This is a genomic window from Caballeronia sp. (genome assembly GCF_028292365.1).
Taxonomy (GTDB): domain Bacteria; phylum Pseudomonadota; class Gammaproteobacteria; order Burkholderiales; family Burkholderiaceae; genus Caballeronia.
Genome location: NZ_JAQGMM010000365.1, coordinates 17,501 through 40,215, shown reverse-complemented (window position 1 = coordinate 40,215; position 22,715 = coordinate 17,501). Strand labels below are relative to the sequence as shown.

Annotated in this window: 21 protein-coding genes and 1 pseudogene; 4 read left to right on the top strand and 18 right to left on the bottom strand. The window is 60.8% G+C overall.

All coding sequences use genetic code 11. From position 1 onward, the window contains the following. The 6 genes and pseudogenes from JWR14_RS22550 to JWR14_RS22525 all read right to left on the bottom strand — a co-directional run. A pseudogene (locus JWR14_RS22550) lies at positions 1-103 on the bottom strand (ABC transporter ATP-binding protein); the annotation flags it as partial. Positions 104-128: 25 nt separating this feature from the next. Then, a complete protein-coding gene (locus JWR14_RS22545) occupies positions 129-1,298 on the bottom strand; it encodes an ABC transporter ATP-binding protein (protein ID WP_299712197.1) in 1,170 nt (389 codons plus the stop codon). Between the two features lie 16 nt (positions 1,299-1,314). Then, positions 1,315-2,265 carry a branched-chain amino acid ABC transporter permease gene (locus JWR14_RS22540; RefSeq protein ID WP_089163467.1) on the bottom strand — a complete coding sequence of 317 codons (951 nt, stop codon included), beginning with the start codon at positions 2,263-2,265 and terminating at the stop codon, positions 1,315-1,317. Between the two features lie 185 nt (positions 2,266-2,450). Further along, the gene (locus tag JWR14_RS22535) at positions 2,451-3,734 is read right to left on the bottom strand and encodes a branched-chain amino acid ABC transporter substrate-binding protein (RefSeq protein WP_299712190.1); all 1,284 of its coding nucleotides are present in this window, start codon (positions 3,732-3,734) and stop codon (positions 2,451-2,453) included. A 486-nt stretch (positions 3,735-4,220) separates the two neighbouring features. Continuing rightward, a complete protein-coding gene (ispH, locus tag JWR14_RS22530) occupies positions 4,221-5,177 on the bottom strand; it encodes a 4-hydroxy-3-methylbut-2-enyl diphosphate reductase (RefSeq protein WP_299712187.1) in 957 nt (318 codons plus the stop codon). A 2-nt stretch (positions 5,178-5,179) separates the two neighbouring features. Then, positions 5,180-5,635: a peptidylprolyl isomerase gene (locus JWR14_RS22525; protein ID WP_299712184.1), complete on the bottom strand. Its 456-nt coding sequence runs from the start codon at positions 5,633-5,635 to the stop codon at positions 5,180-5,182. Between the two features lie 417 nt (positions 5,636-6,052). On the opposite strand from JWR14_RS22525, the gene radC reads away from it, so the two are divergent. The 4 genes from radC to nadB all read left to right on the top strand — a co-directional run bounded on the left by radC (position 6,053) and on the right by nadB (position 9,336). Continuing rightward, positions 6,053-6,727 carry a DNA repair protein RadC gene (gene radC / locus JWR14_RS22520; RefSeq protein ID WP_299712206.1) on the top strand — a complete coding sequence of 225 codons (675 nt, stop codon included), beginning with the start codon at positions 6,053-6,055 and terminating at the stop codon, positions 6,725-6,727. Positions 6,728-7,079: 352 nt separating this feature from the next. Beyond that, complete coding sequence (gene rpmB, locus JWR14_RS22515; RefSeq protein ID WP_031359861.1) at positions 7,080-7,313, top strand: 50S ribosomal protein L28; 234 nt, start codon at positions 7,080-7,082, stop codon at positions 7,311-7,313. A gap of 11 nt (positions 7,314-7,324) precedes the next feature. Continuing rightward, positions 7,325-7,492 (top strand): 50S ribosomal protein L33, encoded by a 168-nt coding sequence (gene rpmG / locus JWR14_RS22510; protein ID WP_006478046.1) that lies wholly within the window; start codon positions 7,325-7,327, stop codon positions 7,490-7,492. Between the two features lie 245 nt (positions 7,493-7,737). Continuing rightward, positions 7,738-9,336 carry an L-aspartate oxidase gene (gene nadB, locus JWR14_RS22505; RefSeq protein WP_299711751.1) on the top strand — a complete coding sequence of 533 codons (1,599 nt, stop codon included), beginning with the start codon at positions 7,738-7,740 and terminating at the stop codon, positions 9,334-9,336. Between the two features lie 27 nt (positions 9,337-9,363). Here the strand turns inward: nadB and hutG are convergent, their stop codons facing one another. The 12 genes from hutG to nadA form a co-directional block, all read right to left on the bottom strand. Beyond that, the gene (gene hutG / locus JWR14_RS22500) at positions 9,364-10,164 is read right to left on the bottom strand and encodes an N-formylglutamate deformylase (RefSeq protein WP_299711748.1); all 801 of its coding nucleotides are present in this window, start codon (positions 10,162-10,164) and stop codon (positions 9,364-9,366) included. 12 nt (positions 10,165-10,176) lie between these two features. Then, complete coding sequence (locus JWR14_RS22495) at positions 10,177-11,562, bottom strand: formimidoylglutamate deiminase (protein WP_299711745.1); 1,386 nt, start codon at positions 11,560-11,562, stop codon at positions 10,177-10,179. Further along, complete coding sequence (gene hutI / locus JWR14_RS22490) at positions 11,559-12,791, bottom strand: imidazolonepropionase (protein WP_299711743.1); 1,233 nt, start codon at positions 12,789-12,791, stop codon at positions 11,559-11,561. The genes JWR14_RS22495 and hutI overlap by 4 nt, the downstream gene beginning before the upstream one ends. A 1-nt stretch (position 12,792) precedes the next feature. Beyond that, positions 12,793-13,374: a HutD family protein gene (locus JWR14_RS22485; RefSeq protein ID WP_299711740.1), complete on the bottom strand. Its 582-nt coding sequence runs from the start codon at positions 13,372-13,374 to the stop codon at positions 12,793-12,795. A gap of 2 nt (positions 13,375-13,376) precedes the next feature. Continuing rightward, the gene (gene hutU, locus JWR14_RS22480) at positions 13,377-15,059 is read right to left on the bottom strand and encodes a urocanate hydratase (RefSeq protein WP_299711737.1); all 1,683 of its coding nucleotides are present in this window, start codon (positions 15,057-15,059) and stop codon (positions 13,377-13,379) included. Between the two features lie 275 nt (positions 15,060-15,334). Then, positions 15,335-16,819 (bottom strand): histidine ammonia-lyase, encoded by a 1,485-nt coding sequence (gene hutH / locus JWR14_RS22475; RefSeq protein WP_299712203.1) that lies wholly within the window; start codon positions 16,817-16,819, stop codon positions 15,335-15,337. Positions 16,820-16,942: 123 nt separating this feature from the next. Next, positions 16,943-17,734, bottom strand: a complete 792-nt coding sequence (locus JWR14_RS22470; RefSeq protein WP_299711734.1) for an ATP-binding cassette domain-containing protein — start codon at positions 17,732-17,734, stop codon at positions 16,943-16,945. 19 nt (positions 17,735-17,753) lie between these two features. Continuing rightward, on the bottom strand, positions 17,754-18,527 hold the full coding sequence (locus tag JWR14_RS22465; protein WP_299711731.1) for an ABC transporter permease: 774 nt from the start codon (positions 18,525-18,527) through the stop codon (positions 17,754-17,756). 33 nt (positions 18,528-18,560) lie between these two features. Beyond that, positions 18,561-19,283 carry an ABC transporter permease subunit gene (locus JWR14_RS22460; RefSeq protein ID WP_299712200.1) on the bottom strand — a complete coding sequence of 241 codons (723 nt, stop codon included), beginning with the start codon at positions 19,281-19,283 and terminating at the stop codon, positions 18,561-18,563. 79 nt (positions 19,284-19,362) lie between these two features. Beyond that, the gene (locus JWR14_RS22455) at positions 19,363-20,217 is read right to left on the bottom strand and encodes a transporter substrate-binding domain-containing protein (protein WP_366144583.1); all 855 of its coding nucleotides are present in this window, start codon (positions 20,215-20,217) and stop codon (positions 19,363-19,365) included. Between the two features lie 413 nt (positions 20,218-20,630). After that, positions 20,631-21,542: a carboxylating nicotinate-nucleotide diphosphorylase gene (gene nadC / locus JWR14_RS22450; RefSeq protein WP_299711725.1), complete on the bottom strand. Its 912-nt coding sequence runs from the start codon at positions 21,540-21,542 to the stop codon at positions 20,631-20,633. Next, the gene (nadA, locus tag JWR14_RS22445; RefSeq protein WP_299711722.1) at positions 21,542-22,672 is read right to left on the bottom strand and encodes a quinolinate synthase NadA; all 1,131 of its coding nucleotides are present in this window, start codon (positions 22,670-22,672) and stop codon (positions 21,542-21,544) included. Before nadA ends, nadC begins: the two co-directional genes overlap by 1 nt. Between the last annotated feature and the right edge of the window lie 43 nt (positions 22,673-22,715).

Here is a 22,715-nt window from a genome sequence, read left to right as displayed (position 1 = left end):
TCTCGCCCTCCCTGATTTCCAGGCCAACTTCGTTCAATGCCTGTAAGCCGCCGAAGCGCTTGTTCACGCCCTTCACGGACAGTCGAATGGGTTTATCGCTCATTGTTTTTTCTCCGCTCTGTCGGGGCTCAGGCGCGTACCGGCTTCTTGCCGGCGCGCTTCGCAATCTTCGCGATCTTGTCTTCGTGTTTCGGAGACGGCCACAGGCCTTCCGAGCGATACAGCATGATCAGCACCATCGCGAGACCGTAGAGCAACTGGCGGATGACTTCGGTATCCACAATCTGGTGACCGAAGACAAAGTTTTGCAGCGGACCCATGGTCGAGCGCAGGAATTCGGGGAACACGGCCAGCAGCACCGCGCCCAGGATCACGCCCGGAATGTGGCCCATGCCGCCGAGCACCACGCAGGCCAGCACGACGATGGATTCCCAGAACGTGAACGATTCCGGCGAGACGAAGCCCTGGAACGTACCGAACATCGCGCCCGACAAACCGCCGAACGACGCACCCATCGCGAAGGCCAGCAGCTTCACGTTACGGGTGTTGATGCCCATCGCCTTGGCGGCGATTTCGTCTTCGCGGATCGCGGCCCACGCGCGGCCAATACGCGAATGCTGCAAGCGTACGCACACGAAGATCACGAACAGCGAACACAGCACGAACAGGTAGTAGTAGTTGTAGACCGAGGGGAAGTTGAACCCGAACAACGAATGGGACTTCGATAAATCGAAGCCAAACAACGACACCGGATCAACCCCGGTGATCCCCTTCGGTCCGTTCGTGATGTTGATCGGACGATCCAGGTTGTTCATGAAGATCCGGACGATTTCCCCGAAGCCCAAGGTCACAATAGCGAGGTAATCGCCGCGCAAACGCAGCGTTGGTGCACCGAGCAACACGCCGAAGGTGGCGGCCAGCGCCATCGCGCACGGCACGATGATCCAGAACGGCGTATGCAGGCCATTGGGGAACAGATGCGCGATCCACTCGAACTGCGTGCTCAGTTGCGGTGACGACAGCAACGCAGCCACATAAGCGCCCACCGCATAAAATGCGATGTAGCCCAGGTCCAGCAGGCCGGCAAATCCCACCACCACGTTAAGACCTAGCGCCAGCATCACGTACAGCATCGCGAAGTCGAGCACGCGGACCCAGTAATTGCCGCCGGCCGCGCCGATCAGCATGGGCGCCAGGATCACGAGCGCGGTGACCAGCACCGTGACGGCATAGTTCTTCGCGGTCTTTCTTTGAGGGATGAGCGTGGTCGACGGCTCGATCGGTTGAATTGAAGTCATGCTTGGTCTCCCCTGTTTAAGCGCGATCTGCGACACGTTCGCCGAGCAGGCCGGACGGACGGAACACCAGCACAATGATCAGCACGATGAACGCGAACACGTCCTGATAGTTACTGCCGAACACGCCACCGGTCAAATTGCCGATATACCCGGCACCGAGCTGTTCGATCAGGCCGAGCAGCACGCCGCCCACCATCGCGCCACCCAGGTTCCCGATCCCTCCCAGCACCGCCGCCGTGAATGCCTTCAACCCGGGGATGAAGCCCATGTAGAAGTGCGCGTTGCCATATTCGGAGGCGATCATCACGCCGGCCAGTGCAGCAAGCGCGGAGCCGATCATGAAGGTCGCCGAGATCACGAAATTAGGGTTGACTCCCATCAGGCTCGCGACGCCCGGATTCTCGGCAATGGCGCGCATCGCGCGGCCGAGTTTCGTCTTGTGCACGAGCAGCAGCAGGCCGCCCATCACGATGAACGCCACCACGATAATCACGATTTCCGTCATTGAAATGACCGCGCCCGGACGATCGGCGGTTGCGGTGATCACGTTGATCGGATCGGTTGGCAGCAGTTGCGGGAAGGCCAGCGGATTGCGGCCCCAGATCATCATGGCCAGCGTCTGGAGAAGAATCGATACGCCGATAGCCGTAATCAGCGGTGCAAGACGCGGCGCTTTACGCAAAGGCCGGTAAGCCACGCGTTCGATGGTGTAGCCGACCAGCGCACAGACGACTGCGGCGACCAGTAGTGCGATGACCAGCACGAGCGATAACGGCAATCCTGGAAAGTGGTTCTGCATGACGCCGATGGCGGACAGCGCGACCATGGCGCCGACCATCAGCACGTCCCCGTGAGCGAAGTTGATGATGCCGAGAATCCCGTACACCATCGTGTAACCCAACGCGATGATGGCGTAGACGCTGCCAAGCACCAGCCCGTTGATAATCTGCTGGATGAAGATATCCATTGAAGGCTCCTTAGCCCGTGCGACTAGATTTACGCTTTATCGCTGGCCGATAAACCGAAGGGAAGAAAAAAACGCAACCGCACCGCGCGTACTTGAAAAAAAACTCTAAAACGTCCGAAAGTGACTACGTATCGAGGGATTGCTCAACCGGATGTGCATTCGCCGCGCGGCGTTGCAGCACAGGTTTACGGCGTAACGACGTCAATGACGTTCTTCTTGTTATCCTTGAAATCGATTAGCGTGATTGCACCGCCGCCTTTCAGATCGCCCTTGTCATCGAATGCAATGTGTCCGGTCAGACCGTTGAAATCCGTCGATGCAATCGCTGCAAGCACCTTTGGCGCTTCAATCGAATTCGCTCGTTTCATGGCGTCGACAATCACATATACGGCGTCATAGGTGAACGGTGCATAGCTCTGGACCGGCAGATGGAATCGGGCTGCGTAGCGCTGCGCGAAATCCCCACCCTTGTCCAGTTTCGACACGTCCGTACCGAGTTCCGTGCACACCACGTTCGGCGCTGCGTTGGCCGCGAGCGTGGCCATGTCTGTTGAACACATGCCATCGCCGCCAAGAATCTTTGCCTTGATGCCCATTGCCGCCGCCTGCTTCGCAAACGGTCCGCCGGTTACGTCCATGCCGCCGAACATCACCGCGTCCGGTTGACCACGCTTGATCTTGTTCAGGATCGCCTTGAAATCGCGCGCTTTTTCGCTGGTGACTTCGTGCCCCGTGATGTGGCCGCCGCCTGCGACCACGGCTTTCGCAAACTCGTTCGCGAGACCCCGGCCGTAGAGCGTGGCGTCATCGACGACCACGATTTTCCGCGCGTGCAACGTCTTGAGCGCGTAGGTGGCAAGCACCGGCCCTTGCCGCGCATCCGTCGGCACCACACGGAACGTCGTTTTGTATCCTTGCTGCGTGAACGTGGGGTTGGTCGTCGCACCCGAGATCTGCGCCACGTTCGCGTCGCTATAAATCTTCGATGCGGGAATCGACACGCCCGAATTCAAATGTCCGACGACTGCCACCACGTGATCGGCCACCAGTTGCTGCGCCGCTGCGATCCCTTTCTTGGGATCGGCTACGTCGTCCTGCGTGTCCAGTTCAAGATGGATCGCGTGACCATCAATAGTCAGTCCCTGCGCGCTGATCTCCTCGATAGCCAGTCGCGCGCCGTTCTCGTTGTCCTGCCCGAGATGAGCCAGCGGTCCGCTAACGGGCGCGACATGGCCGATCTTGACCACCGTGGCGTTGCTGGCCGGTGCGGGCGCGGAGGCCGCAGCCACCGATGCCGCCAAAGCCGGCACGGCCGGCGCACTCCCCCCCGCACTCGACGAGGCTGCCGCCGACGCTTCCGGCACTGCTGATGCCCCCGCGGCCGGTTCGTTATCACTCTTTTTGCTGCACGCCGTTGCCATCGCAACCGCAGCCGCGATGGTCACGGCAAAGCCAAACTTCATTCGCATTCAGTAGGTCTCCGGCGCCTTGAAAAGCTGATGTTTCCAGCCCATCCGGCTTGGAACGCGCGCATTGTAACTCGGTTTTTGAGACGTGCAATATTGTTCAGCGACAGGGGTTTTCCTCCATTGCAACCCGCTCTCCGGCCTCCGGCGGAGGTCTCGGAGCAACCCGGTTGCGCCCCGTGCCGGTGCGCAAGTTGCACCATCGGTTGGCATCGTGGGTAAACACCGATGCATTACCTTGCCTTGGCGACGCTGCGGATTCTCAGAAAAGCACTTTCATGGTGCGAGTGCAAAATCAGCCGGTCAATCCGGTCGTTCTCGTAGCGACCTTCGGCGGCGAGCGGGCGCGCGACGATAGCGGGATTTTTCGCAGTGGCTTTGCGGCGGGCAAAGAAAAGGCCGCGCCAACGCAAATTGGAGCGGCCTCTCACTGCACTTTTGACTGTCGCCTCTAATTCAGGAACGAAGGGCGACGCTTCGCAACTGGTGTCAGCCCGGCAGCGTCAGCCCACGCGGCAGCGGAAACGATACCGTCTCCTCGATCCCCTCCAGCGGGCGCACGTTTCTAACACCCAGCTCCCGCAATCGCGCGATCACCGCTTGCGCCAGCACTTCCGGCGCCGACGCGCCCGCCGTCACGCCAATGCGCTTTTTCCCTTCCACCCATTTCGGATCGATTTGCGTGGGCGAATCAACCATATAGGCGGGGATGCCGCGCTTTTCAGCGACTTCGCGCAGCCGGCTTGAATTCGAACTGTTCGGGCTGCCCACTACGATCACTACATCGCATTGAGGCGCGAGAAACTTCACCGCGTCCTGACGATTCTGCGTGGCGTAGCAAATATCCTGCTTCTTCGGCTCTTTCACCGACGGATATTTCGACTTCAATGCACCGATGATCGCGGAGGCGTCGTCAACTGACAGCGTGGTCTGCGTGACATAGGCAATCCGGTCGGGGTCTGCAAGCGCGAGCGCTTCCACGTCCTCGATATCTTCCACCAGATGCATGCCTTCACCGCTCTGCCCCATCGTGCCTTCCACTTCAGGATGGCCCTTGTGGCCAATCATCACGATGTCGAAGCCTTCCTGGCGCATCTTCGCGACTTCCATATGCACCTTGGTCACCAGCGGGCAGGTGGCGTCGAACACGCGCAGTTTGCGGGTTTCCGCTTCCGAGCGCACCGCCTTCGACACGCCGTGCGCGCTGAAAATCAGCGTACTGCCTTCAGGCGCGTCGGCCAGGTCTTCAATGAACACTGCGCCTTTCTTGCGCAAATCCTCGACCACATAGGCGTTGTGCACGATCTCGTGGCGCACGTAGATAGGCGCACCGAACAGCGCGATCGCCCGCTCCACGATTTCAATTGCACGATCGACACCGGCGCAGAAGCCGCGCGGCTGAGCGAGGAGAATTTCGACATCGAGAAGGGTGTCAGTGGAGCTCATGGCTACAGAATTCCGATGATTTTCACTTCGAACGCCAGCGCCTGGCCGGCAAGCGGATGATTGAAATCGAACAGCGCGGAGGTCTCGCCGACCTCCTTGAGCACGCCCGCGTAACGGCCACCGCCCGGCGCATTGAATTCGACCAGATCACCGGGAGAAAAATTCTCGCCGATCATCGCGTTCTGACGCAACGTGGCTAGCGACACCCATTGCAGCATTTCAGGATTGCGCGGACCGAACGCCTGGCCAGGCATCAGCCGAAAGGTCGAATGGTGGCCCACCTTCAGACCCAGCAAAATGTCTTCAAGCGGCGGCGCGAGATGGCCGGCGCCTAACAACAGCGTAGCGGGCTTGTCGGCGAACGTGCTGACAATGTCCGATCCATTCTCAAGCGTAAGCCGGTAATGAAGCGTGACATGCGAACCGGGTTTCACCTCGGAAATATCAATGATGCTCATGTTTGATCGTGGTAGCCGTAAAAGCCTGAATTACCTTCTCAGCCGGTTCCGCCGTCCGATAAAAGGCCGAGCGTCCAAACGGGACGCAGTCATGGCGAAAGCTTGGCCAGCAAACGGGCGCCGCATCGCCGAAACCAACGGCCTCGGGGGGCAAACCGCCAAACGGGCGCTCAGGGAGGTGCCAAACCGCCATTGTAAGCCACAGTGCGACCGCGTCGCCTCCCTCCCAGCAATGCCCCGGCGTGACGGGGAACAGCGCAGCCAGTCGCCGGTTTCGACGTTACTTCCGCCGTTGCATGCGGGCGGGAGCGTGACATGAACGCCCGGCTCGAACTGGTGCAAAACAACGCACCCTATCCCGCTGACGCCCTGCTCGCCGCGGAGGCTCCCGCACAGATCGCGCCTGCCGTCACGCGCATGCTCGACTGGCCTGCGCGTGATCGTCCGCGCGAACGCCTGTTGAAACTGGGCGCTCAGACGTTATCGGACGCCGAGTTGCTGGCGCTGTTCCTGAATACGGGCCGCCCGGGCATGACGTCCGTCGACGTGGCGCGCGATCTCCTGATCCGGTTCGAATCCATTAGAGGGGTGCTGGGCACGACCGCGACGGAATTACGCAGGTTCGGCGGTATCGGTCCGGCCAAGGCGGCGCTGTTGCTCGCTGTCTCAGAGCTGTGCCAGCGTTCGCTCGCGGAAAAAACCCGCGACCGGCCCTTGCTGGACGCTCCACAGGCCGTGGAAGACTATTTGAAATGGCTGATCGGCACGCGGCCCAACGAAGTGTTTGTGACCCTTTTTCTCGATATCAAACATTGCCTGATCACCGTGGACGAATCGGCGAAGGGGTCCATCTCGCGTGTTGCCGTCTATCCTCGGGAAATCGTGCGGCGGGCGCTTACATTAAATGCGGCCAGCCTGATCGTCGCGCATAATCACCCCTCCGGCGGCGTCGAGCCAAGCGCAAACGACCGCAGGCTGACGCGTGTGCTGCAGGACTCGCTCGCGCTGATCGACGTCCGGCTGCTGGATCATCTGGTGGTGGCATCGAACGAGGTTTTCTCTTTTTCGCGACAGGGATGGATGCCTGCCTGAGTTGAATCCCGGCGGTGAATTCCTGCACCGCCGAGGTGGCTGCCCAACGTTGATTTCACTGATTTAATAGCAAGCCGACCGCAAAAGGCGGCAAAACCAGGGGTGAATGGGGCTTCGCAAGCGGAAAACCGCATGAAACCTGCCCCGGACCGGATAGCCGGATACCTTGTCCGGTACCAAAAAGAGTTGATTTTGCTGGTTTTTTGCGGTTAGAATCTCGGTTTGCTTCTTTCAACCAACCTGTTCCGAGCGTACGCGGTCATCATTTCGGGCAAACCTCTCGGTAGCCCGAAGCGGTCCCAAATGTATCTGGCGTTCGAACTCAGAATTAAAGCGTATTAGGAGTGCTCTCATGGCACGTGTATGCCAAGTAACCGGGAAGGGGCCGATGAGCGGCAACAACGTTTCCCATGCGAACAACCGCACCAAGCGTCGTTTCCTGCCCAATCTGCAAAATCGCCGCTTCTTCGTTGAAAGCGAAAACCGCTGGGTTCGTCTGCGTCTCTCGAACGCCGGCCTTCGCCTGATCGACAAAAACGGCATCGACTCCGTGCTCGCAGATTTGCGCGCACGTGGCGAAGTCTAAGGAGCACGAACATGGCCAAGGGCGCACGCGACAAGATCAAGTTGGAATCGACCGCAGGAACGGGTCACTTCTACACGACCACGAAGAACAAGCGCAACATGCCGGAAAAGATGGCGATCAAGAAGTTTGATCCCGTTGTCCGCAAGCACGTTGAATACAAAGAAACCAAGATCAAATAAGATCCGGTCTCTTTCGCTCAAGCATCACGAAAAGCCTCGCTCACGCGAGGCTTTTTGCTTTTGCGCCGTCGTTTTTTGGCACCTCGTCTGCCCAAGGTCGGACTCGCCCTGTTCGCCCTACTGGCCAAACGGCCAAGTGCCCGCGTAACGTGACACGCGTTATCCTTACCACCCGGACTTTCCCCATGCCACCGGCGTGAATCCCGAAAGTCGCAGCGGACAACACCAGACGGAGACGTGGCGGGATGAATTTCGACGTGGCAATCATCGGTAGCGGGCTGGCAGGCTTGAGCGTGGCGCTGAATCTGGCGGACACGCGGCGCGTTGCCATCCTCGCCAAGCGCAGCGTAAGCGAAGGCGCCAGCGACTGGGCCCAGGGCGGTATCGCGGCGGTACTCGACTCGGCCGACAGTACCGACAACCACGTTCGCGACACGTTGATTGCCGGTGGTGGCCTGTGCGACGAGGCGGCTACGCGGTTTATCGTGGAAAACGGGCGTGCGGCCATTGAATGGCTGATCGGTGAAGGTGTGCCGTTCACCAAAGATCTGTCCGCCGAACTCGGCTTTCATTTGACGCGTGAGGGCGGCCATAGCCATCGGCGGATCATTCATGCCGCCGATGCAACCGGTCACGCCGTGGTCACCACGCTCAACGAGCGCGTGCGCAATCATCCGAACATCACCGTGCTCGAAGAGCATTACGCCATCGACCTGATCACGTCCGAGCGGCTCGGGTTGCCCGGGCATCGCTGTCACGGGCTTTATGCGCTCGATCTTGCGAGTGGACGTACCGTCACCATCGAAGCGCCGCATACCGTGCTCGCGACCGGCGGTGCTGGCAAGGTGTATCTGTACACCACCAATCCGGATACGGCTACAGGCGATGGCATTGCAATGGCATGGCGCGCCGGCTGCCGCGTATCGAACATGGAGTTCATCCAGTTCCATCCGACTTGCCTGTTCCATCCGTACGCGAAGTCATTCCTGATCTCGGAAGCAGTACGTGGCGAGGGCGGCATCCTGCGCCTGCCTGACGGAACGCGTTTCATGCCCGCGCACGACGAACGCGCTGAACTCGCACCGCGCGATATCGTCGCCCGGGCGATCGACTTCGAGATCAAGAAACGCGGTATTGACTGCGTGTATCTCGACATCAGCCATCAGCCGGAAGCGTTCCTTCAGGAGCACTTCCCCACCATCCTCGCGCGCTGCCGCGAGTTCGGCATCGATATCGCGAAACAGCCCATTCCCGTTGTGCCTGCCGCGCATTACACGTGCGGAGGCGTAGTCACTGATCTGGCCGGCCGTACCGATCGCGCGGGCCTTTATGCCGTGGGTGAAACATCGTGCACAGGGCTGCACGGTGCGAACCGGCTGGCAAGCAATTCCCTGCTCGAGTGTCTGGTAGTCGGGCGTGCAGCGGCGCAAGCCATGGAAAAGGACGGCTTCGCAGCGAGCGGTCACGCGCCCTTGCCCGCTTGGGATGAAAGCCGCGTTTCCGATCCGGACGAGGAAGTGGTCGTCGCACACAACTGGGACGAGTTGCGGCGGCTGATGTGGAATTACGTCGGTATTGTGCGTACCGATAAACGGCTTGCACGCGCGCAGCATCGGATAGCGCTGCTTCGTGACGAAATCCACGAGTACTACGCGAACTTCAAGGTAAGCCGCGACTTGCTTGAATTGCGAAACCTTGTCGATGTCGCTTCGATGATCGTGGAAAGCGCGTGCTCACGGCGCGAAAGCCGCGGTTTGCACTTCAGCCGCGACTGGCCGGAGACGTTGCCGAAGGCATTGCCGACCGTGTTGACGCCACCGGCCGTGAGGTGGCGGGAGATTTAAACTGCGCGCGGTTGGATTGCGGTCAGGTTATGCCGAACGCACCGTATCCAGCGCGCATTGCACCAGATCCCGCATCAACGGCGTGACACATGCGGCGCGGGCTTCGTCGTACGCATACGGCCGCGTCTCATTCATATAGGTCACCTGCGACAACTCAAGCTGCACCGCGTGAATGCCGTCCTGCGGCGCGCCGTAATGTCGCGTGATGTAACCGCCCTTGAAGCGGCCGTTCGCCACCGCCGTGTAAGCGCCCTGCTTGACCACCATCGCTTCGAGCTTTTCCGCGAGACCCGCAACCGCGCTTTCCCCTCCCGCCGTGCCGAAGTTGAAATCGGTAAGCTTGCCATCGAAGAAACGCGGTACGTGTGAACGGATGGAATGCGCTTCCCACAGCAGCGCTTTGCCGTGTGCCGCTTTCAAACGCGCCAGTTCTTCGGTCAGCGCATCGTGGTACGGCCGCCAATATTTCTCCCTACGATTGGCGACCTGCGGTTCCGAAGGCGCACTGCCTGTGGGATATAACGGCTCGCTGTTAAAAGTATCCACAGGACAAAGGCCGGTCGTATCGCGTCCCGGATACAGATTCGCGCCGTCGGGCGGACGGTTCAAGTCGATCACGTAACGTGAATTCGCGGGCATGAGGATCGACGCGCCCATCTCCGCCGCGAACGCATAGAGACGTTCCAGATGCCAATCGGTGTCGTCGACTTCACGGGCGATCGGCGTCATGGAAGCGGCTATGTCGGCGGGAATCTGAGTGCCGGCATGGGGAATCGAAACCAGCAGCGGCGCACTGCCGCGCTTCAACCTAAAAACTTGATCGGTCACAGGCTAGGTCCTTTATTTAAGCAATCCGGCCAGCGTGTTTCGATACTGCCCGAACGACTCTCCTTCATCGCGATGCCGACGCGCCTCAACCACCACCTTGCCGCCAACGCTCACATCGAGCACCGGCGTCTCGCCATGTTCGCAAAACACCACGCCCGATAACCACGCGTCCGGCGCATGCCCGGCAATAGCCGGATGATCGGGATCGAGCACGATGAAATCCGCCCGGCGCCCCGCCTCCAGCACGCCGGTCGCGCGACCGGTGGCGCTAGCGCCGCCTTGTGCGGCGGCATCGAAGAGACGATCGGCGACGTGCGCTTGTTCATTCGATGCCAGCACGTTGCGCTCGCGTCGCATCAGCCGTTGTCCGTATTCCAACAGGCGCAACTCGGAGCGCCAGTCGACGGCAATGTGGCTGTCCGAGCCGAGCCCGAAGCGTCCACCGTGGTTGAGAAACGCATGCGCGGGGAAAATGCCATCGCCGAGATTCGCTTCGGTTGTCAGGCACAGGCCCGCGACGGCGCGACTCGCGGCCATTGCGCGAACTTCGTCGTCGTCAACATGCGTGGCGTGCACGAGGCACCAGCGTTCGTTCACATCGAAGTTATCGAGCAGCCAGCGCACGGGCCGCGCTTTCAGCGTGTCGAGACAGGCGTCGACTTCAGCGGTCTGCTCGGCTATGTGAATGTGCACCGGAGCGCCCGGAAATGCGCCGTCGAGTCCGCCGAGCAAACGGCCCAGCGATTCCTTCGATACAGCACGCAACGAATGCGGCGCGACGCCGTATCGGAGATTGCCGTTTTCGGGCTGCGTCGAGCGTAATGACACGAGGGCGTCGAGCAGGCTTTCCGGCGTATGGACAAAACGCGCCTGACCGGATGTTGGCTCGCGCTCGCCAAAACCGCTGTATTGATAAAGCACGGGCAACATCGTCATGCCGATGCCCGTTTGCGCTGCGGCATCCACCACGCGAGCGGCCATTTCAGCGGGATTTGCGTAGGGTTTGCCGTCTGGCGCGTGATGCACGTAGTGAAACTCGCAGACTGACGTGTACCCGGCCTTCAGCATTTCGATATAAAGCCAGCGGGCAATATCGCCAATACTGTCCGGGGAAATACGCGCGGCAAACCGGTACATCAGGTCGCGCCAACTCCAGAAGCTGTCAGTAGGATTTGCGCGATATTCGGTAAGACCGGCCATGGCGCGCTGGAACGCGTGCGAATGAAGATTCGGCATACCGGCGAGCACCGGGCCTTTGGCTTTATTCACGCCCGCCGGTTGCGTGCTGTCCGGCGTGACGGCGACCAACGTTCCCTGATCGTCCCATTCGAGCAGCACGTCGCGACGCCAGCCACTTTGCAAACGCGCGTGCTCGGCAAACAAGCTATTTCGTGTCATCGGTTAGTCCGTTTATCGATCGTCACAGCCCCGTGGCGCACGACCAGCGCGCAACGATCGAGGCCGGTCCAGTACGCCAACTCCGCCAGCGACTCGATATCCCACGCAACAAAATCGGCCTTCGTGCCAATGCTGATCTCGCCGCTCACATCGGCATGACCGAGCGCTTTTGCGCCATGACGCGTCACGCCCGCGAGCACTTCCGCCACCGACAAACGGAACAACGTGCAGCCCATGTTGAGCATCAGCAGCAGCGACGTACTCGGCGATGTCCCCGGATTGCTGTCGGTGGCAAGCGCTATCGGCACGCCGTGGCGACGCAGCAAGTCGATCGGCGGCAACTGTTTTTCGCGGATGAAATAGAACGCGCCCGGCAACAACACAGCAACGGTGCCGGCTTCACGCATCGCGATTGCGCCGGCTTCGTCGAGGAATTCGAGGTGATCGGCGGAGAGCGCATGATGCTTCGCCGCGAGGGCCGCGCCGCCCATCAGCGACAACTGCTCGGCGTGCATTTTCACCGGCAGATTCAGTTTCGATGCCGCGTTGAACACGCGCTCGGCTTGCTCGAGCGTGAACGCAATGCGCTCACAGAAGACATCGACGGCATCGACCAATCCTTCCGATGCGAGCGTCGGCAGCATCTCGTCGCAGACATGCGCGATGTAGTCATCGGCGCGGCCGGCGTACTCCGGCGGCAACGCGTGCGCCCCGAGGAACGTCGTGGCAATGGTCACCGGCCGCGCTGCCGCGAGCCGTCGTGCGACGCGCAGCATCTTGCGTTCGGTCGCAAGGTCGAGCCCATAACCCGATTTGATTTCCAGCGCGGTCACGCCTTCGGCGAGCAGCGCGTCCAGACGGCGCAGCGATTGCGCGAAGAGTTCGTCTTCGCTCGCGGCGCGCGTGTTGCGCACGGTCGAGACAATGCCGCCACCCGCCTTCGCGATGTCTTCGTAACTTGCGCCTTCAAGTCGCATCGCGAATTCTTCTGCGCGGTTTCCGGCGTAGACAAGATGCGTGTGGCAATCGACGAGACCCGGCGTCACGATCCGGCCTTCGAGATTGTGGCTGGCGGCTCCGGCAAACGCGGAAGGTATGTCAGCTTCAGCGCCGAACCATTCGATCCGTCCGTCGCGCACGACAATTGCCGCGTGTTCCAGGACATCCGCCGGATCGGCACGCGCAGCGAGACGTGCATTGCGCCAGATTTGCGCGCTGTTATCAGGCATATCAGCGATCCTTTGAAACAATACGAGCGTCGATAAGAACCGCGCCTTCCGAAACCGGTTCGACGTTTAAGGAAGCATGCTCTCCAGCCTCAAAAACAAGCGCATCGCCTTGAGACAGATGCTCGTCATCGACCGCGAATTCGCCAAGCGCGCAGACCAGCACAACGCTTCCCTGCTTCACGCTCAACGCTTCAGCATCACGCCGCACCGTCACAGTTCCTGACACACGATCGCGCCTCAACATCAGGTTGAAATCGCGCGTCGGACCGAGCGGCAACTCTGCCGCTATCTTCGTTTCACCCGCGAACGCGAGTGAATCCCAACGCGCAAGAACATGCCGAGGACCAACCGCATCGACGAGCACCATCTCCATGCCCTCGATCAACGTCAGCACGCGGTCGACGCCCTCGAACACCGAGAACGCCCCCGCCTCCGATACATCCGCCACGCTCACGCGCCAGTCGAATGCATCAAAGGCGCCACCTGGCGGCGACGCGGCGATCTCGCGCGTCGCACCGCCGCCGTTCTTCCACGGCACGGCCTTCAAATCGGCCGCGCGAATAATGCTGAAGGCCGCCGGCATGATCAGGTCGTGATGAACGGCAGATCGAGGCCGAAGCTCTTCGCGCATTCGATGGCTTGCTCGTAACCGGCGTCGCCATGACGCATCACGCCCGACGCGCAGTCGTTCACCAGCACGCGCGCAAGACGCTTCTGGGCTGCATCGGTGCCGTCGGCGACGATCACCATGCCCGCGTGTTGCGAGTAGCCCATGCCAACGCCGCCACCATGATGCAAGCTGACCCACGTCGCGCCGCCCGCGGTGTTCAACAGTGCGTTGAGCAGCGGCCAGTCCGACACGGCATCCGTGCCGTCCTTCATGCTTTCCGTTTCGCGATTCGGGCTGGCAACGGAACCCGTGTCCAGATGATCCCGGCCGATCACGATTGGCGCTTTCAGTTCACCGCTCTTGACCATTTCATTGAACGCGAGACCGGCGACATGACGCTCGCCCAGGCCGAGCCAGCAAATCCGCGCCGGTAGACCCTGGAACGCGATGCGGTCACGCGCCATGTCGAGCCAGCGGTTCATCCCTGCGTTATGCGGGAACAGTTCTTTCAGCTTGGCGTCGGTCTTGTAGATGTCTTCCGGATCGCCGGACAGCGCGACCCAGCGGAACGGGCCCTTGCCTTCGCAGAACAGCGGACGAATGTACGCCGGAACGAAGCCGGGGAAATCGAATGCGTTCTTGACGCCATCGTCGAAAGCGACTTGACGCAGGTTGTTGCCGTAATCCACGGCATGAATGCCCATTGCGTGGAAATCAAGCATTGCCTGGACATGCTGGGCGCACGAGCGTTGAGCGGCGGCCTTCAGTTCAGCGTGCTGGGACTCATCCTGCGACGCTGCGCGCCACTTTTCGAGGCTCCAGCCAGCCGGCAGATAACCGTTGATCAGGTCGTGCGACGAGGTTTGATCGGTGACCAGATCCGGCTTGATCTCGCCTGCTTTCGCGCGGCGCACGAGCTCCGGAAGCACTTCGGCGGCGTTACCCAGCAGCGCGATCGACACAGCGTCACCGGCAGCCGTGTGTTGCTTGATCAGTTCAAGCGCGTGGTCGATGTCCTTCGCTTGTTTATCGACGTAACGCGTACGCAGACGGAAATCGATACGCGTCTGGTCGCACTCGATGTTCAACGATACCGCGCCTGCCAGCGTCGCCGCCAGCGGCTGCGCGCCGCCCATGCCGCCCAACCCCGCAGTGAGGATCCAGCGGCCCTTCCAGTCGCCGTTAAAGTGCTGCCGCGCGGCTTCGACGAAGGTTTCGTACGTACCCTGCACGATCCCCTGGCTGCCGATGTAGATCCAGCTTCCGGCCGTCATCTGGCCGTACATGAACAGGCCCTTGCGGTCGAGTTCATTGAAGTGTTCCCACGTCGCCCATTTCGGCACGAGATTGGAGTTCGCGATCAACACGCGCGGTGCGTCGGCATGGGTCTTGAACACGCCAACCGGCTTACCCGACTGAACCAGCAGCGATTCATCGCTTTCCAGGCGTTGCAGCGTTTCGAGGATTTTGTCGAGACATTCCCAGTTACGGGCAGCGCGGCCTATACCGCCATAGACCACCAGCTTGTCGGGGTTCTCGGCGACCTCAGGATCGAGGTTATTCAGCAGCATCCGATACGGCGCTTCGGTGAGCCAGCTCTTGCACGTAAGCTCGGTGCCGCGCGGTGCGCGCAGGGGACGCGGGTTGTGGTTTTTCATCAAAGCACTCCTCGGACGGGATGGTGAACATTCGGTATCTTGCAGCCAATTCCCCGGGGCGTTTCAGCCAGCGGTGGAGCTTGGTCGGCGAGTTGTATATACAAGTCTGAATCAAAACAAATCGGAGTGCAAGCAGCGGGCAGTCGATTCGAATAGGGGTTTACTTGAACGTGGCGCGTAGCTTGGCACAAACCGGGTGGCAGACATCGATCCTCCGCAAAAAACTGTGGGACCGACGTCAACTGCGATTGCTGAATCTGTCTATACAAGACCCGTTAATTAAAACTCGGGGTCGCCTCGTGGACGAACGCCCACGCCGCGGCAATATCGCCTGCCAATGGCCGGTCGTCCTTGTATTGGGAGATGACCGCCCGGACGCTCCGATAAATCGCGTCGGTTTTAGGCGCGCGCGACAGGTCGGCCGGCTGAAGGTCGTATGCCTGGGTCGCCGCCAGCAACTCGATAGCGAATATGCGCTCGGCATTGGCGATAATTTCCAAAGCCTTCAATGCAGCCGGCGTCGCGTGGCACAGGTGGTCCTCCTGCAAGCCGGAGGTGATGCCGCCATCCAGGCTCGCGGGCATCGCAAGGCGACGGTTGTGAGCGACCAGCGAAGCCGCCGTGTATTGCGCAATCATGAAACCGGAACACGTGCCGCCGCCATCGGCGAGAAAAGCGGGCAAGCCGCTGACCAGCGGATTCACCAGCCGGTCGATGCGCCGCTCGGCCATTGCAGCGACCTCAGCCACTGCAGTGCTCAAACTATCCATTGCCAGGCCAATGGACGCACCCACCGCATGCGCCTGCGAAAACACCCGCGGCGACGCGAGCGTGCCGGCGACCACGGGGTTATCGGTGACGGAAGCCAGTTCGCGATTCACGACTTCCGCCGTCGTCGCGAACACGTCGCGCGCCGCGCCGTGCACGTGGGGAATGGTCCGCAAGCTCAAAGGGTCCTGCGTCTTGCGTCCGAACGACGCCGCGATGATGCCGCTGTCAGCAAGAAGCGCGCGCAGATGCGCGCCCACCGTCGACAATCCCGGCGATATACGCAGCGCAAGCGAATCGGCATCGAAGGCAGCCGCTTGACCGCGCAGGTTCTCGAACGACATTGCAGAAATGGTGTCGGCCCATTCGAGCAGCCGCTCGGTGCGCGCCAGCGCCAGCGAGGCGAGTCCCGTCACGCAAGGCGTGCCGTTGACCACGCTCAAGCCCTCTTTCGCCTCCAGCACGAGCGGTTCGCGCGCGAGCCGCTGCATCGCGCTGGCCGCGCTCATGCGGCCGGTGTCGTCGCGAACAAACCCTTCGCCGATCAGCACCAGCGCGATATGCGCCATATGGCTCAAATACCCGACCGAGCCGAACGCCGGGACTTCGGGTATTAACCCGTTGTCGAGCAACGTGACGAGCAGTTCCACCAGTTCAAGGCGCACGCCGGAATGCCCGTGGGCGAAGTTGTTCACCGCAGCCGCGATGATCGCGCGCGTCTCTTCGCGCCGCAGCGGTTCACCCACGCCAACCGCGTGACTCATCAGGATGTTGCGCGACAAAGCACGCTGTTCCGACGGCGACACGACCACATCACACAGCGCGCCCACGCCGGTGTTCACGCCATAGGCACGAATCCGGCGCTCGACGATCTGCTCGACCAGCGCACGCGCATGGTCGATCCGCGAACGTGCGCCTGGGGACAAAACCAGCGATGCGCCACTAGCGATCTGCGCGACGCCACGCCAGTCGAGCGGGTTGTCGATACACACGGAAGCCCGCGAGCGCTCGTTGCCGCAACCCTCACTCAAGTCCAAGCCGATGACGATGGGGTTAACTGAATCGATCGATGGCGTCGGTAAAACTGAACTGGCAAGCACGTCAACCTCGTTGATTTAGTTAGCAGTACGGGAATGATGACTCGACACAAACTGCTGGAACCGTTCCGAGCAGCGGCCGTTGAACAGGTCGTCGGGCGCGCCTTCGGCATCGGCTTGCCCCTGATGCAGGAACATCACGCGATTCGATACGTGCCGCGCGAAACCCATTTCATGCGTGACGACCAGCATGGTCCGGCCTTCCTCGGCGAGTGCACGCATCACGCGCAATACTTCGCCGACCAGTTCCGGATCGAGCGCGGACGTGGGTTCATCGAAGAGCATGACCTTGGGGTGCATGGCCAACGCCCGCGCAATGGCTACGCGCTGCTGCTGACCGCCCGACAGATGCGCGGGGTACGCATCGCGCTTCTCGTAAAGACCGACCTTCGTCAGCAACTGCTCGGCCTCTTCAAGGCATTCCGCACGTGTGCGCTTCTGCACCCGCAACGGCCCTTCAATCACGTTCTGCATCACCGTCATGTGCGACCAGAGATTGAAACTCTGGAACACCATGCCTAGCTGCGAGCGAATGCGGTCGACTTGCTTGCGATTGCCCGGCTGCAGGCGGCCATCGCGGCCACGCTTCATTTCGATCGCTTCGCCCGCCAGTTTCACTTCGCCGTCGTCAGGTGTTTCCAGCATGTTGATACAACGCAGGAAGGTGCTTTTGCCCGATCCGCTCGCGCCGAGGATGGAGATCACATCGCCTTCGTGCGCGTCGAGGGAAATGCCCTTGAGCACGTGCGCGTCGCCGAAGGACTTGTGGATGTTGGTCGCGGACAGCGCAATGGAGGTGCTGGTGTTCATGAGGTTTTCTCCCTTGGATTCAGGAATCGATGTGCTGGCTGTCGGGGACCGTCGCAGCTTTAAGCGTGGCTGAGGATGAACGCTTCTTCGGCGCGGTATCGTTGCGATCGCGCAGGTGCGGCGAGAGCTTCTTTTCAAGCATGCCCAGCGCCCGCACGATGATGAAATTCAACACGAGGTAGATAGCAGCCGCGCAGATGAAGACCTCCATCGTCCGGTAGGTCCGCTGGATGATCTGCTGCGCGACGCCCGTCACGTCCCAGACCGTGACAAGACTCGCCAGCGCCGTCGACTTGACGAGCAGCACGGCTTCGGTCGAGTACGCCGGCAATGCATAACGCAGCGTGATTGGCGCGATGATCCGGCGCAATACGGTCCAGCGAGACATGCCAACCGCCAGCGCCGCTTCTATCTGGCCGTGCGGTACCGACTGCAGACCGCCGCGAATGATCTCGGCGGTATATCCGGCCGTGCACAACGCGAGTGAGACGATCGCGCATACGTACGGCACGCGCAAGAGTGGCCAGAGGAAGCTCTCGCGCACGGCCGGGAACTGGCCCAGGCCGTAATAAACAAGGAACATCTGGATCAGCAGCGGCGAGCCGCGGAACACCAGGATGTAGCCACGCGCAAAACGGTTGAGCGCCCAGTTCGGGCTCACCCGCATCGCGACAATCACAAGAGAAAGCATGCCGCCCACGATCAGCGAGGCGAAGAACAGCCCGAGCGTGGTGGGGACAGCAGCTAACAGTTTCGACAACGTATCGCCGAGAAATTCGAAATCGATGTTCATGGTCGGATTCGCTTGGGAGTTCGTCTTAGTGGCTCAGCGCCGCGCGAGCGTGCCGCGGAACGAACGGCCGATACGTGCTTCGGCGCGATCAAAAACGCGGTTCGACAGGCTCGTGAGGATTAGGTACAGCGCCCCGCCGACCATATAAAACGTGAAGTATTGATGCGTCGATCCGGCGGCAACCTGGCTCGTGCGCATCAGCTCGGCGAGTCCTGTCACGGCGATCAACGCTGAATCCTTGAGACTCAATTGCCAGACATTGCCGATACCCGGCAACGCAAACCGTATGACTTGCGGGATCAGCACGCGGCGCCATAACGTTGCCGTCGACATGCCGATAGCCCGTGCCGCCTCGATCTCGCCACGCGAGACCGCGAGCACCGCCGAGCGATACACCTCGGCTTGATACGATCCGGAAATCAGGCCAATGGCGAGCGCGCCGACCACGAAAGGCGGCACGCCGATGAACCCGTCGGCGCCGAAAAAGTGGCCGACGGCGGTCATCACCGACGACCCGCCGAAGTAGAAGAGATAGATGATCAGCAGTTCGGGGATGCCGCGAAAGAGCGTGGTGTAGGCATCGCCGATAATTCTTAGCGTGCGGCTGCGCGACAGCTTCGCGGCGGCGACCATTGCACCGAACACTGCGCCAACGCCAAGCGCGGCGATCGTCAGCACCACGGTCATGAGCAGCGCGAGCAGCAAGGTGGGGCCCCACCCTTGCTCACCGAAACCGAGTAGTTGAACCAGACTCATCATTTATCTCCTACGGTGATACATCGTCGAGCGCTCTTATTGACGAGCGCTCGACAGGGCTCAGTAAATCAGCGACGCATCAAGGCGTGGCGTCGACCTTCAGCCACTTCAGCGAGAGGCGCTTGACCGTGCCGTCGGCGAGTGCCGCCTGGATGCCCTGGTCGAATTTCGCCTTCAGGTCCTTGTCGGACTGACGGAATGCCAGTGCTTCGCCCGGACCCCAAACCGTTCCGGCGATCTTCGGACCCGTGAACGCGAGACCCTTGTTTTCCGGCTTGGTGAATGCCGAGGCCCAGTAGGTGCTGTCGTCGAACGCGACGTCGATGCGGCCTGCCACCAGATCCAGGTCATGCTCCGGCGCGGTCTTGTATTCGCGAATGGTCGCGACGTCCTTGAAGTTCGTGTCGATGAACTTGGTGTAGACAGTGCCCGACTGGATGCCAATGGTCTTGCCCTTCAGCGCGACGCGCAGTGCATCGACGGTGGCTTTGTCGTGGGCAGCGTCGCCCGTCAGCTTGACGGTCTGGCCTGCGCCGGGTTGTTTTGCGAGCGCGGACGAGCTCGCGTCAGCGGACACGAAAGCGGCGGGCGTCGAGGCATACGGTGTCGAGAAAGCGATGATCTTCTCGCGTTCCGGCGTGACTGAAATGGCGTCCATAAGCACATCGAACTTGCCCGCTTGCAGGCCGGCGATCATGCCGTCCCAGTCTTGCGTGACCAGGTTGCACTGGATCTTGATGCGGGCGCAGACGTTCTCGATCAGCTCCGGCTCGAAGCCGCCGAGCTTGCCGCCGGGAAGCGTCAGGTTCCACGGTTCGTACGCGCCTTCGGTGGCGATCGTGACGGATTTCCATTCTTTTGCCTGGGCGCTGGCCGCGCCGAGAGCGATTACACCAACGGCGACCGATGCAGCCAGCCGGGCGAGCAATTTCATTTTGCCTGTCATTGTTGAGCCACTCTTTCCACGAAGGTTGTTGGACCAAGTGGCGACCGCCGACTTGTATATACAAGCATGGAGTGAACAAAAAGGACTGGCAACGTTTTTTTAGCCTAAGCGAGGGAACTTAGGGAAAATACTTAGATGCTTGATGGATATGGATTACAGAGGTGTTACTGGGGTCAATGCGGGGAATTTGACGAGCACACGTTAAATTATTTAAGAGTTTTCTTAAAGTTGTCTAGACACGGCACTCACTGTACGAGACACGGCATTAGTGTTTTGGGGTCACACGGTCGGGGTCAGGGATACGCTTGAGCCGGCTATTCTCTTTTAATAATATTGACCGGCTCAAGCAAACCGTAAGCGGAGAAAGCAGTGCCGCCTTCAACGCCAATCCTGCCTTTCACTCAGTCAAGCCGCATCGAATAATCGGTGGCCCGCACATCCTTCGTCAGCGCGCCGATGGATATCCGGTCCACGCCGGTCTCGGCAATCGTCCTCACGGTATCGAAGTTCACGCCGCCTGACACTTCCAGCACCGCCCGGCCACCGGTTAGCCGCACAGCATCGCGCATGGCATCGAAGGCAAAATTATCGAGCAGGATCGATTCCGCCCGATGCGCCAGCGCCGTTTCAAGCTGTTCAAGGGTTTCCACTTCAATCTGGATCGGCACGTCAGCATTCAATGCGAGCGCTGCGTCCATCGCCGCGCCCACGCCGCCCGCCGCGGCAATATGGTTTTCCTTGATCAAGATGCCGTCGTAAAGTGCCAGTCGCTGGTTCGCCCCGCCGCCCACTCGCACCGCGTACTTCTGCGCGAGCCGCAAACCCGGCAAGGTCTTGCGGGTATCGAGAATCCGCGCCCGCGTCCCTTCGATTGCATCCACATAACGGCGCGTCGCTGTCGCCACTCCCGACAACATCTGCAGGAAGTTCAGCCCATTGCGCTCGGCAGTCAGCAGCGCGCGCGCCGGACCGTGCAGCACAACCACGGGCGTATTGGCGATCATCCTCGCCCCTTCGCGATACAGCCATTCCACGCGAATCGATTCATCCACCCGGTGCATCACCGCCTCGAACCATGGAACGCCGCACAACACTGCCTCTTCGCGAACCGTAATGCGGGCCGTGCGCCGCACGGTGGCGGGCACGAGCAGCCCGGTCCGGTCTCCGTCGCCGACGTCTTCCGCGAGCGCGTCGGCGACGTTGCGCTGAAGCGCCTGATCGAACGCAACGCCGTACAACGCCCGGATTTCTTCGAACAAGGGAGAAATCAACTGACTTGCCACCAACGAAACCGTCTCCACCTTCTCTACCATTACGCCGCTCCTACGTTTGAAAACAACGAAACATCCTTCGCCAGATCACCGCTCGCCTGCACGCGCTTCTTGTGACGGGCGGCGAAATCGAGCATGCGGTCGATTGGCAAGCGTGCGCGCGCCGCGATCCGGGAATCAACGAAAATCTCGTTATCGCCGCGTTCCAGCACCGCCGCCAGATTCCCCAGGCCGTTCATCGCCATCCACGGGCAATGCGCGCAACTCTTGCAGGTCGCGCTGTTCCCGGCCGTTGGCGCTTCAATAAACTCCTTACCTGGCGCTGCAAGCCGCATCTTGTGCAGGATCCCGAGATCCGTCGCGACGATAAACCGCTTCGCCTCAAGCCTCACCGCCGCGTCGATCAACTGCGTTGTAGAGCCGACCACGTCGGCGAGCGCGACGACCGCTTCCGGCGATTCCGGATGAACGAGGATTTTTGCATCGGGATACTCGGCGCGCAGCAGATCGAGTTCGATGCCTTTGAATTCATCGTGGACAAGACACGAGCCTTGCCACAGCAACATGTCGGCACCGGTTTTCTTCTGGATGTAGCCGCCCAGATGCCGGTCGGGCGCCCAGAGAATCTTTTCGCCGCGTGCGTGCAGATCCGCAACGATCTCCAACCCGATCGACGATGTCACCATCCAGTCCGCCCGCGCTTTCACAGCAGCACTGGTGTTGGCGTACACAACGACGGTGCGGTCGGGATGGGCGTCGCAGAAACCGGAAAACTCGTCGGCGGGACAACCCAGGTCGAGGGAACAGGTCGCGTCCAGGTCAGGCATCAGCACGCGTTTTTCCGGGCTGAGGATTTTCGCGGTCTCGCCCATGAAACGCACGCCGGCCACGATCAGCGTTTGCGCCGCATGATCACGCCCGAAACGCGCCATTTCCAGCGAATCCGCCACGCAACCGCCGGTTTCATCGGCCAGTTCCTGCAACTCGGCGTCGACGTAGTAATGCGCGACCAACACCGCCTTCTCGCGCACGAGCAACGCTCGAATTCGCTCCTTCAACTCCCGCTTTTCCTCACGCGAGGGGGCGTCCGGCACTTTCGCCCACGCCTGGCCAATGCCGCACGTCAGTCCCTGCGGCCGATCGTACTCGACGCTTTTAATCGCCTGCTCCATCGCTTCCTCGTCTCCATGTCACGTGAATGCGCCGTGAATACGT